We start from the raw sequence: 12,244 nt of genomic DNA, 5'->3' as shown, positions 1-12,244 counted from the left end.
TCAGAGGTATCCATTATGAATCAAGAAAATCCTGATTCTTCCACGCAACCCTTCAAAAGAAACGCAGTCTCAATTTTCGTCGGACTGGCTGCTATTGCCCTTCTGATCTGCGCCGCTGCCTACCTTCCCAAAATTGCCTCCGTGAGCACAAGCGTAGGAGGCCGTGAACTGCCAATCTACTGTGTAGATACTGATAAACCACAGATTTCCATCTCCTTCGATGCTGCCTGGGGCAATGAAGATACCCAGACGATTCTTGATATCCTGGCTAAGCATAACGTCAAAGCTACCTTTTTCATGACCGGAGGATGGGTTGAGAGTTATCCGGAGGACGTAAAAAAGATATATGAAGCCGGCCATGACCTGGGAAACCACAGCGAAAACCACAAGCATATGAGCGAGCTCAGTACTGAAGAGCAGACACAGGAGCTGATGAAGGTGCACAACAAGGTAAAAGAACTCACAGGCGTGGATATGATTCTATTTCGGCCTCCCTATGGTGACTATAATGACAGTGTAATCAAAACTGCAGCTGCCAACCACTATTATCCCATCCAGTGGTCTGTAGATAGTCTGGACTGGAAGGACTATGGGGCTGATTCTATTATCCAGACCATCTGTGAAAATAAGTCACTGGAAAATGGCTCAGTCATCCTCTGCCATAACGGCGCCAAGTATACCAAAGATGCGCTGGAGACGGTCATTACCACCCTGCAGGGAAAAGGCTATGAATTTGTACCAATCTCAGAGCTAATCTACAAAGATCATTATCATATGGACCGGGCAGGAAAACAGATTGCAGATACATAAGCTCTCCCCGGCACAAACGCAGCGGCCAAAGCGTTACTTTTCGCTTTGGCCGCTGTTTCCCTTATCCGCTATGCTCTTTTTATATTCCTCCGCCGCGGGATCTCTCATCTCAAATACACGGTGGTACTCCTTCGTCTCCAGATTCTTAACAGTCCTGCTCCTCTTCTGAGATAAGAATCTTGTCAATTGGTAACAGTCCACCCAAATCTCATGGCTTCCTTCTTTCTGACTCTCATCAAAGATAAGCTGAAGTCCCCAGTGCAAATGGGGAGTGTCGATATTATTCACATTTTCCTTGGCACTGTAGCCGGTATGCCCCAGATATCCGATCACATCCCCCGCCTGGACAACACTGCCCTCCTTCAGGGATTTGTTAAACGGGAAATTCTGGCGCAGATGCGCGTAATAATAATATCTCTTTTTATCAAAGCTGCGGATACCCAGCCGCCAGCCGCCGTACTGATTCCAGCCGATGGCCTCCACATACCCGGACTCCACTGCCACAATGGGTGTACCCACCTGCCCCATCATATCATGTCCGAGGTGCTGTCTTCGGTATCCGTAGCTTCTGGATACCCCAAAATCATCATAGTCCTGATATTCATATCCCCTGGCAATGGGAGAGTAGGCTTTCAGGCCGTATTGCTTTACCCAAATCTTTTCTCCTGTCTCCTGCGCTCCTGTCTCAGTCCCCTGAGCGTCGTCTTTTGGCACCTGTATCTCATACTCACCTACCATGCCGCCCAAAACCGCAGTATATGCCTCCAGATAATAAGCATAATATTTCATGTCTTTTGTCAGCTCCGCCATTGTTGTCTCCCCGGAAGTCAGCTTCTCGCCCAGGTCTTTCATATCCTTTGAGGAATAGCTGCCGAAATCACCCCCGTATCTGGCCCCCAGAAAGGCCAGCAGTTCCGTCCAGTTCAGGTGTATCTCCTGCTCATAGGTACTCACATCCAACTCATAAGCCTGCTGCAGGGCCTCATATGGTACGGTAAAGTCCACCCATTTAATATACTTTTCTTCGGGCTTGGCAGAATCGCTGGCCACAGTGATCCCTTTCGGCTGACAGTACCATAAATAGGTACAAAAAAGCAGCAGGCATTCTATTCCAATGATAACGCGGCTGATACTCACCTTCATACTATACTCCACGGTATTACGTTATTCATAATATATGTCTGCTGCTTTTTATAAATTCCTTATGAAATCACTATTGCATAATTGTTCCCAACATCCCGTAAGAAACAATCAGCATAATCACTGTCGCCATACAAATTCCCAGCAAGATAGCGGGGACTGATTTTTTCAGGTCCACTTCCAGCAGAGAGGCAATCAGCGCTCCGGTCCATCCTCCGGTTCCGGGCAGCGGTACTCCCACAAAGAGCACCAATCCCCAGAATTCAAATTTTTTAATTTTGTCACTCTTCCCCATAGCCCTCTTCTCCAGCTTCTCAATCAGGGGCCGGAAGATTTTTGTCTTTTTCAGCCATTTAAATATCTGCCTGATAAACAACAGGATAAAAGGAATCGGCAGAATATTTCCTATGATGCATATCACCGACGCCTGCACCATAGGAATTTTCAGAATGGAAGCCAGTAACAGGCCTCCTCTGAGTTCCAAAATGGGTACCATAGATACCAGAAAGATCGCCGCCTCAGGGGATAAAAATGACGGCATATTATTTGCAAACCACTGTACTGCTGAATCCACGTTATTTCTCCTCGTATTTTTTTAAGTATTTTTGGAGGAAACGGATAAGTGTTTCCATCTCCTGCTGTGTGCCAATGGATATCCTGAGATGATTGTTAATCCTGGGCGCCATAAAATATCTGACATAAATATGCGCAGCCCGCAATGCCCCAAACAGCTCTTCGGCCGGACAGCTTTCATGTGAGGCAAAGATAAAGTTGGCCTTAGAATCCTCAAACCTAAACCCCAGCCTTCTCAATTCCTCTTTCGTCCACTCTCTCGTCTCTATAATCCTGCCCAGGGTCTCTCTGAAATATCCCTCATCCTTTACTGCCTCCTGCCCCAGAAGGAGCGCTGTCTGATCCATGGTATAGGAATTGAATGAATATTTCACATCATTCAGATACTTGATAAGTACGGGGTTTCCCATGGCGTAGCCGATACGCATGCCAGCCATGGATCTGGATTTGGAAAATGTCTGTACTACAATCAAATTCTCATATCTTTTAATCAGAGGAAGTGCGGAAGCTGCCCCAAAGTCTATATAAGCCTCATCCACAATCACAACCACATCCTTGTTCCTCCGGACAATCTCCTCCACCTCTTCCAGGGGCATCTCCACACCGGTAGGTGCATTGGGATTTGGAAATATGATTCCTCCATTCTCCCTGAAATAGTCCTCCTTCCGGATATGAAACCTCTCATCCAGCATGGGGCGCTGATAGGGAATCCGGAACAAATCTGCCCACACATCATAGAAAGAATACGTGATATCCGGAAACAGAATGGGATTGGAGGAATTAAAAAACGTCAAAAAGCACATGGCCAGCACGTCATCCGAACCCACTCCCACAAAAACCTGGTCCTCCGAAAGCCCATAATACCGGGCGAGTTCTGCCGTGAGATCATGGGCCCCAGGATCGGGATAGAGACGGAGACAGCCGGCATCCATAGTCTCCAGCGCCCTCTGCACGCCCGGTGCAGGGGGGTAGGGGTTTTCATTGGTATTCAGTTTGATCATTTCTGGTTCATTGGGCTGTTCTCCCGGCACATAGGGAACTACTTTACGTATATTATCTTCCCATTTTTTCATAATATCCTCCAAGTATTACAGAAATTCCTTTGCCAAAGCTTCAAAGCCCGGCATAGAATTCATAATGGTTTCATAAGAAACACAATATGCAATGCGCACATAGCCCGGGCATGCGAAAGATGACCCTGGTACAATTAAGATGTGATGTTTCTTCGCCGCATCACAGAACACTTTTTCATCCGCAACAGGAGATTTGACAAACAGATAAAAGGCTCCCTCTGGCTTGATACACTGGAATCCCAGCTTTTTCAGGCCTCCGTACAAAGCCTCCCGGTTTTTATTATATGCCGGAACGTCTACCTCCGCATCCAGGCATCTTGCCACTACCTTCTGCATGAGGGAAGGGGCATTTACATATCCCAGGATACGGTTGGCAACGTTTGCAGCAGCAATTACATCCCGGCTGTCAGCCACTTCATCCGGAATCACCAGGTAGCCGATGCGCTCTCCCGGGAGAGACAGGGATTTGCTGTAAGAATACCCTACAATTGTGTTCTCATAGTATTTTGTCAGATAAGGCACCTGTACGCCATCATAAGCCAATTCTCGATAAGGCTCGTCCGAAATAAGATATATCTCTGTGCCGAATTCTTTCTGCTTCTCTCTCAGGATATCTGCAAGCTTGTGAATGGTATCTTCGGAATATACCACTCCCGTGGGATTATTGGGCGAATTCACTATTACGGCCTTTGTACGCCGGGTAATTTTCCCGCGGAATTCCTCCAGGTTCGGCTGGAATGTCTCTGTGTCAGGAGACACTTCTACCAGCACTCCGTCATAGTTTGCGGCATAGCTTCTGTACTCCCCGAAATAAGGAGCAAATACCATTACCTCATCTCCCGGATTTAAAAGCGTTTTAAAGATCACATTCATGCCTCCGGCAGCCCCCACAGTCATGAGAATATTCTCCTCCCGGAAAGCCGTCCCGAACTTGCGGTTCAGAGAACCTGCGATGGCAGCCCTCACATCTTCATACCCGGAATTATTCATATACCCGTGTACCACTACCGGATCTTCATTGTCTAAAATGTCAATTATAGCGTCTTTTACCTCTGCGGGAGCCGGCACATTTGGGTTTCCCAGACTGAAATCATATACATTCTCAGCCCCGTATTTCTCAGCCATAATTTTTCCTTCTTCAAACATGGCGCGGATGGCCGAACTGTTTTTTACAAAATTCACCATTTTATCTGCTATCATCTTTCCTACTTCCCTTCTTTAAAGTATCAATGCGATACTGTTCATTATACTAACAATCTGGAAAAAACACAAGAATCCCCTGTTAAAATCTCGTTCAGGACTGCTTTTTCCGCCTCCAAAATACAAAAATCATTACTGCTGTCAATAGTGACACAAGCAGGATCATGCCTCCAATTATAAATTCATATCCTCTTTTGGGTTTGCCCGGAGCATATTCTTCAACCTCTGATGCCGGAACGGATTCTCTCACCAGCACAGGCAAATCCGGATTCACAGGATCCGTCATACAGATCCACCCCTTAACCCCCGGCAGATAATCCGAATACCCCCACAGGCTGCCGGCATCATCTCTATAGGTCTCCTGAATGTTCCAGTCCCCGGCCTCCTCCTGAATCTGCCATTCCTGCTTATATTCTGAGCCCGGATACTCCCAGAAGTATAATGTCTGGTGCTCCGCCTGATATCCGTCGAGCTCCCCAGCATATTTCTGAAATTGTTTCCCGAACTCTTCCCGAAATGATATTTCATCATACCTTACCAAAAGGTCTTCCATCTTCACCCAGCCTAAATAATCTCCTGTATAAAACTGCGTCCTGGCAGTATCGTTGCCCTGTACATCGTACAGCAGGCTGCCCCATTTGTCCCCCTTTTTATCAGTGTACATATGAATCACACAAAAGACAGAGCCGTTGTCCATCTTTATTACCGGCTCTTCCTCCCCCGGTTCTTCGTAAATATCTGCTCTTCCTCCGCTGCCGTTTGCTTCAAACATACGGTTTATTGGTTTTATCTGACTTCTGTGTTTTCCGTAGAATGAATAGTCAGGTTCTGCTATTGAATCCCCCGTAACTGTCCTGCAGGGCAGAAGTAACATAACTACTGCGCCCAGAAATGCCATATAACACTTTCTTAGTATATTCACAATCAGTCCCCCTTTTCTAACGTTATCCTACCGCAGCAAAAATACTGCCAGTTTCCCTGCAGAATAGGAAAATAAATTAGCGGCAAAGGAAAAAAGCAAAGGATATTTTATTCGCTCTGCATATTTTTTATAATAAAGTGCCTCTGCCATTACTGCCAGGCCCTCCAATAGCAGTATTATCAGCCACAGCGGATGCCAGGCCTTCCATACAGCCATATAATATACGAATACCACAGGGGGATTTGTCAGCACATTCACCAGGAAAACCAGGCATAAGTCTTTACGGCTTACATGCCACACCCCCGCAAAAATCTCCTCCAGCAGCAAAGTCAGCAGCAAGGACTTTGCGAATACCGGTATCATCCACTCTCCCATGCGTTCACCGCCTTTCCCAGGCCATTCCAGATCAGAAGTCCGGAGATCAGGCATATCCAGACGTACACTCCTGCCTCCGGCATCTCTGGGCCATACCCGGAATAGGACGGCAGATATCCCAAAAACAGGGCAAATGACAGTGTCCCAAAAGCAAATCCTTTTGTCTTCGGAAGCATTCTTGTAAGCGCCCCCAGTGTGACAGGCATGGTCATGTTAAAGAGCAGGACGGCCGCCGCCCCTGCCAATGGATTTCCGGACAGGCAATATAGTATCCCTGCAAGCCCCAAAGAACACACCGCCGTCCGTCTGTCCCCCGCCCAGTCCGCCAGAACTCCCCCTGCAGCCTTACCAAATACAAGGGCAAAAACAAGTATCATCCCCCAGTACCCTTCCTCTTTCCACGGAAAGTTCTGAATTAAGCCCATATAAGATCGGAGACATACGGTCAGAAAGAGGCAAGTAATTCCCAGTAAATTTGTGCCGCATAAAGTTTTCCTGCCCTTGTCCCTATGGCCGTCAGCTGCTGCTGTCTCCCTTCCCCCGTACCTCAACCGGTATAAAAGTACAGCTGATACAAAGAGTGCAAAAGCCACTGCCGCCGCAAAACCGCCTGACATATCCCCGCTTTTCTTACCAATTAACGTTCCAAGATAAATCCCCAGGGCTCCCGGTGCTATAAAAACTCCCAGCATACTGTCCTTTCCCTCTGCGTGCTTCAGGACGTCCCATCCCCCTCCCACATGAAAGCAGGCATTTCCCAGGCCCAAACCGATTACAGCCGGAACAGGCCATTCCCCCAAGCCAAAAGCGCACGCAGTAAGAATACACCCGATTACCGTAACTATCCGCTCCCTCCCTATACAATCTGCTCCCAAGCCCAGGGGCATCTGCATGGCAAACGCACAGAAATTATAGATCAGCATCAGAAGATACCAGTTAACCTCCTGATGAAACCTGGAAAACATAAAAAAGGCGCAGGCAAAGTCCACTGCAAAATGTGCAGCCGAATAGACAGATATCCATCTAGCTTTCTTTGCCATACGCCTCACTCCCTTCGCCCTATAGAACTATCCGTTCTATCCTCTAGTAAAAGGGTGTTCTGTTCTCTCTTTTTTGTTGCATCGTCAATAATTATTTGCGGATTTATGCCTAACTAAATGACATCTCATACAAACTGGCATAAAGCCCGCCTTGTTTCATCAGCTGCTCATGAGTTCCTTCCTCGGCAATTCCGTCGTCTGTGAGAACCAGAATTCTCTCTGCCCTTCGAATGGTAGACAGCCGGTGTGCAATTACAAAGGTAGTCCTGTCTTTTGCCAATGACTCCAGGGATTCCTGTACAATCTTCTCACTCTCGTTGTCTAACGCTGAGGTAGCCTCGTCAAAGATCAGAATAGGCGGATTCTTCAGAAACACTCTTGCAATAGAAATCCTCTGCTTTTGTCCCCCGGAGAGCTTGACTCCCCGCTGGCCAATATCCGTATTATAATTTTCCTCCATATTCATGATAAACTCATGGGCATTGGCAGCTCTTGCCGCCCGAATGACCTCTTCATCAGTTGCGTCCGGTTTTCCATAGCGGATATTTTCCATAATGGTGCCTGCAAACAGATAAACATCCTGCTGGACAATGCCTATCTGATTTCTGAGTTCCTTCAGCCGGAGCTTCCTGACATCTACTCCGTCAAGGGTGACAGACCCTTCCGATACATCATAAAACCTGGGAATCAGGCTGCACAGCGTTGTTTTTCCCGCACCGGAGCTTCCCACCAGCGCCACATACTCCCCTGCCTTAACCTGAAGATTGACATGCCGGAGGACATCCTCCTGGTTCTCTTCGTAACGGAAGGTTACATTGTCAAAACCAATGTCACCTCTTACCTTCGTGAGAGCTGCCGCATCAGGGGCATCTTTAATATCCGGCGCAATGGCCATAATCTCCAGGAAACGGGAATAGCCGCTGTAGCCGTTCTGGAACTGCTCAGTGAATGTAATCAGTTTTTTTACCGGATCCGTGAAATTATTTATGTACAGCAGAAAGGTAACCAAGTCCGCCACCGCCAGCTGTCCTTTTGTGATAAACACTGCACCTGCAATCAAAACCCCAATGGTAATCAGAGTTGTAAATGCCCCCATGCCGGAATTGTAAGCCCCCATATACTGGTAGCTTTTCCTCTTAGAGTCAACGAACCGCTCATTCCCCCGGGAAAACTTTTTCATCTCCACACTTTCATTCCCAAAAGACTTGACGACCCGGATTCCGGACAGGCTGTCTTCGATCTGTGTATTGATATCCGCTATTCTGGCCCGGTTCTCCCTGAACGCATGCTTCATTTTCTTATTAAAATAGACGGCATAGATGACCAGGAACGGAACAAAGAAGAATGCCACCGCTGCCAGTTTGGGATTGATGAACAGCAGAATCCCAAAGGCGCCCACAAACTTAATCACCGAGATTACCAGATCCTCGGGCCCGTGATGCAGAAGTTCACTGATGTCAAACAAATCACTGGTAATCCGGGAGAGCAGGTGCCCAACCTTCTGGTTGTCATAGAAGGCAAATGACAGCTTCTGGTAATGACCGAAAATCTCATTTCTCATATCCCGCTCTATTTTAGCCCCCATAATGTGGCCGTAGTAAGCGATATAAAAATTACAGAAGGCTTCCACCAAAACCAGAAGTATCATAAAGACTCCCAGCTGTATAATCATACGGAACGCCGCCCGGGCATCCATATAAATCACTTGATTAGTAATATACCTTACCAGCAGCGGTATTATGAGGGTAATTGCCGCCCCAATAATGGCAAAAAACAGATCCGAAAAGAACAGTCCCTTATACGGCTTGTAATAAGCCGTCAGTTTCTTCAATATTTTACTCATAGTATCTCCTTCTTCTTCCCGCAGCTTCTTACGGTCAGATTCTTTGGCCGCTGCCTTTATTCTAGCAAAAAGGCGGGTTTCTTACAAGAAGTTCTACACAGGAAAACTGTCCTGCAGGCATAACACACCAAACCCCAGTCTTGGATTTGGCCAGGTCTGCTGTCCCAGCAAATGTTTCGCTCCTCTCCTGAGATATGCTTTTACTTTTTCACCATACAAAAAGGGATCATTTTGATTCACAATTCCCCATTCCATCATTAATGCCGCAGAGCCTGTGACAAAGGGTGTGGCAAACGATGTCCCCGTCCTGGAGTCATAGCCGCCCCCTACCGCAGTGGTTTGTATGTCTACTCCGGGCGCTGCCAGGTCTGGCTTTACTGCGCCCATCCTGGTATACCCTCTGCCGGAAAAGTCGGCATAAGACTGATATCTGGAATCATAGGCCCCTACCGCTATGACCTTTCCTGCAGTGGACGGGATTGTCAGAGTGGTATAGGGTGAAGGCAGGTAGAATCTGGTCCCCTCGTTCAGGACATTTCCTCCGGGCAGCCACATATGATATTCCCCTTCAATAATCCTCGACGGCTGAAGCCTGAACTCCCACACCCCGCTGTCAAGATAAGATTCCCTGGGTATCAGCTCAATATAGATCTCCTGAGAGAGGCTGTAGGGACCCGGTTCCCCATAGTACAGCAATATCTCCGTGCTTCCTATGGTAAAGCGCTGGGGTCCCAGAATCTCCTGAAAAGGCCCTACGATCCGGCCGTTTGGATGTACCAGTGCGATCTCCACCTGGTCTACATAAGACTTCCAAATCTGAATGTTCATGCCCGTCTCATAGGTGCTTACGGCCAGCTGCACATTCTGGGTAACCCCTTCCTCCAGAACCCCTGACGTGTGCAGCGCACGGTTTCCCTCATTTCCAGTGCCCACACAGATTACATTTTTCCCCATTCCGGCAGCACTGTCAATATAGGTACTGAGAAGAGAATCTCCGCTGTGGCTGCCGTAGTTATTCCCAAAGCTTAGGTTGAGGGCCACAGGGCGCCCAAGAGCGGCTCCCCGCCTGATAACATAATCAATCCCCTGCATCAGCTCAGTGGTTCTGGGAAACCCGTCTGGTCTGGAAGGTCCTAATTTGACAACCATAAGATCACTCTCCGGGGCCACTCCCCGGTAAGCCCCCTGGGATGCGCGGCCATTTCCCGCGGCAATTCCCATAACCCCGGTGCCGTGGCCGCTGAGATCCCGGCTGGGAACAATCTCATAGCGGGCGGCCGGAGTTTCCTGGCGGAGAGCTTCGTTGATCTGTTCCCGCGTGTACTCCGTTCCGATAAGATATCCCTCCGGGGGATTTCCGGGAACACTTTGATCCCAGAGACTCAGTATCCTTGTGGTACCATCCTCTCTGCAAAAATCAGGATGGGCGTAGTCAATTCCCGAATCCACACAGGCCACGATAACGCCTCTTCCCATAAGGGCAGGCCCCAGCGGGGAGTTGGACGTCTGCAAAGGATTGATACAGGAAGCTGCTCTCCCCTGATTAACCGCAAAGAATAAACGCTTCGGCTTTCCGATAAAAGTAATCTCCGGCAGCTCAGCCAGACGCTGAATATATGCCTCAGGCAGTGTAAGAATGGCATATCCCCCCAGAAGAGGGACTACCTGTACATTCTCGCCGGCTATCCTGCTGATGTCTCCTGTATACTTTACAATTACTTCCCATGTGCTTTCTAAGGGGTTATATCCGATTTCCAGATTCGGGGATCTTTCTCTCTCCTCCGGCGTTGCGTCAAGAGCTAAATTAAGACTGTTTTCAAGTTTTTGATTGTTCATATCTTCCTCCTCATCGTCCTATATCATTGTATGAGGAGTGAAAGGTGATTATTTAATGCTTTGCAGTCCAGACTTGCCGCTGCACAAAAAAGGAAGAATACCGGTGCATCAGACCGCATATTCTTCCTCTACCAAAATCCCTTATTTTTCTTTTGCGATTATGTAGTACGGCAAGGCCACAAATATGGCGCCGCCTATAATATTTCCTATGGTAACAAGCAGTAAGTTCAGGCAATACGCTCCCACACTTACAGAAGCAGTTCCGGGATTCAGAAGGCCTACTCCCATAATACTCATATTGGCAACACTATGCTCACAGCTCGTCACCATGAAAACAAAGATACACCAGAATACCATGATAAGCTTTCCTGACTCAGACTTCATTTTAATACTGCACCATACAGCCAGACACACCAAAATATTACAAAGAATCCCTCTTGTAAGCATCTGCATTGGTGTAAGTGCCATCTTCGTGGCTGCTACACCCGCGAAGTATTCACCCACAGCGCCATTGGGAACTCCCGTCAGCTGAAATACCAGGACAGAAAGCCAGGAACCTACCAGGTTTCCGATATAACAGACAACCCACAGCTTTACTGTCTTTCCCCAGGAAATCATCTTGTTAAAGGAAGCAGAACTCATCACAAAGTTGTTGCCTGTAAACAGCTCTGCACCTGCTGCCACTACCAGACTGAGGGCTGCTGCAAATGCAATAGACTGGATCATCTTTACATACGGTGACTCAGCCGCCGCCAGGCCTGCACCCAGTGTAAATGTGACAAAACTTCCAAAAGCAATAAACATACCCGCTACCATTGAAGAAACGAAGTATCCCAGCGGATTCTTTTCTAACAATCCTAACTTATTCTTACCGGCATTGCAAACTGCCGCAAATTCATCTTTAAACATATTCATCCTCCTCTGGAGATAAGAGACGGAGGAAAGAATTCTTTCCTCCGTCCCAGATCAAATTCTTTAATTTAGAACAGTCCGGAAATCTTACCTGTCTCATCCACATCAATCTTCTCAGCAGCCGGTACTTTCGGAAGTCCCGGCATGGTCATGATGTCTCCGGATAATGCTACGATGAATCCTGCGCCTGCAGAAATCTTCAGGTTACGGATGGTTACCTCAAATCCCTTGGGGGCTCCCAGCAATTTCTCATTGTCTGAGAAGCTGTACTGGGTCTTTGCCACACAGATCGGGCATTTGCCGAATCCAAGCTCCGTCAGCTGTTTTGCCTGTTTCTTGGCATTCGGGGTAAGCACTACACCGTCTCCGTGATATATCTTGGTTACGATGGCATTTAATTTCTCTTCGATGGTCATGTCGTCCGTGTAGGAGAAGGTAAAGTCGTTGGGCTCTTCCACCAGCTTCACTACCTCTTCTGCCAGGGCCATTCCGCCTTCGCCGCCCTTTGCCCATACTTCCG

The 12,244-nt window shown here is 47.8% G+C and carries 12 protein-coding genes; 1 reads left to right on the top strand and 11 read right to left on the bottom strand.

The window, feature by feature from the left end; genetic code table 11:
* Window positions 1–15 precede the first annotated feature (15 nt).
* Window positions 16–810, top strand: a complete 795-nt coding sequence (locus BUA56_RS13230; RefSeq protein ID WP_072852513.1) for a polysaccharide deacetylase family protein — start codon at window positions 16–18, stop codon at window positions 808–810.
* Window positions 811–843: 33 nt separating this feature from the next.
* On the opposite strand, the gene BUA56_RS13225 is transcribed toward BUA56_RS13230, so the two are convergent.
* The 11 genes from BUA56_RS13225 to BUA56_RS13175 all read right to left on the bottom strand — a co-directional run.
* Window positions 844–1,953: a M23 family metallopeptidase gene (locus BUA56_RS13225; RefSeq protein ID WP_072852511.1), complete on the bottom strand. Its 1,110-nt coding sequence runs from the start codon at window positions 1,951–1,953 to the stop codon at window positions 844–846.
* Window positions 1,954–2,023: 70 nt separating this feature from the next.
* On the bottom strand, window positions 2,024–2,524 hold the full coding sequence (locus tag BUA56_RS13220) for a COG2426 family protein (RefSeq protein WP_072852509.1): 501 nt from the start codon (window positions 2,522–2,524) through the stop codon (window positions 2,024–2,026).
* A 1-nt stretch (window position 2,525) separates the two neighbouring features.
* Window positions 2,526–3,596: a histidinol-phosphate transaminase gene (gene hisC, locus BUA56_RS13215; RefSeq protein ID WP_072852507.1), complete on the bottom strand. Its 1,071-nt coding sequence runs from the start codon at window positions 3,594–3,596 to the stop codon at window positions 2,526–2,528.
* 15 nt (window positions 3,597–3,611) lie between these two features.
* Window positions 3,612–4,796: a pyridoxal phosphate-dependent aminotransferase gene (locus BUA56_RS13210; RefSeq protein WP_072852504.1), complete on the bottom strand. Its 1,185-nt coding sequence runs from the start codon at window positions 4,794–4,796 to the stop codon at window positions 3,612–3,614.
* Between the two features lie 94 nt (window positions 4,797–4,890).
* Window positions 4,891–5,718: a hypothetical protein gene (locus tag BUA56_RS13205; RefSeq protein ID WP_139249493.1), complete on the bottom strand. Its 828-nt coding sequence runs from the start codon at window positions 5,716–5,718 to the stop codon at window positions 4,891–4,893.
* A gap of 27 nt (window positions 5,719–5,745) precedes the next feature.
* Window positions 5,746–6,093 carry a hypothetical protein gene (locus tag BUA56_RS13200; protein WP_072852500.1) on the bottom strand — a complete coding sequence of 116 codons (348 nt, stop codon included), beginning with the start codon at window positions 6,091–6,093 and terminating at the stop codon, window positions 5,746–5,748.
* Window positions 6,078–7,133 (bottom strand): MFS transporter, encoded by a 1,056-nt coding sequence (locus tag BUA56_RS13195; protein ID WP_072852498.1) that lies wholly within the window; start codon window positions 7,131–7,133, stop codon window positions 6,078–6,080. The genes BUA56_RS13200 and BUA56_RS13195 overlap by 16 nt, the downstream gene beginning before the upstream one ends.
* 109 nt (window positions 7,134–7,242) lie before the next feature.
* A complete protein-coding gene (locus BUA56_RS13190) occupies window positions 7,243–8,976 on the bottom strand; it encodes an ABC transporter ATP-binding protein (protein ID WP_072852496.1) in 1,734 nt (577 codons plus the stop codon).
* A 93-nt stretch (window positions 8,977–9,069) separates the two neighbouring features.
* Window positions 9,070–10,812, bottom strand: a complete 1,743-nt coding sequence (locus tag BUA56_RS13185; protein WP_072852494.1) for a S8 family peptidase — start codon at window positions 10,810–10,812, stop codon at window positions 9,070–9,072.
* A gap of 141 nt (window positions 10,813–10,953) precedes the next feature.
* Window positions 10,954–11,721 carry a formate/nitrite transporter family protein gene (locus BUA56_RS13180; protein WP_072852492.1) on the bottom strand — a complete coding sequence of 256 codons (768 nt, stop codon included), beginning with the start codon at window positions 11,719–11,721 and terminating at the stop codon, window positions 10,954–10,956.
* A gap of 71 nt (window positions 11,722–11,792) precedes the next feature.
* The coding region (locus tag BUA56_RS13175) for a formate--tetrahydrofolate ligase (RefSeq protein WP_139249492.1) at window positions 11,793–12,244 on the bottom strand (452 nt) is incomplete at its 5' end.

Source organism: Lactonifactor longoviformis DSM 17459 (genome assembly GCF_900129135.1).
GTDB classification, from domain to species: Bacteria; Bacillota; Clostridia; order Lachnospirales; family Lachnospiraceae; genus Lactonifactor; species Lactonifactor longoviformis.
This window is presented reverse-complemented; position numbering and strand designations above follow the sequence as displayed.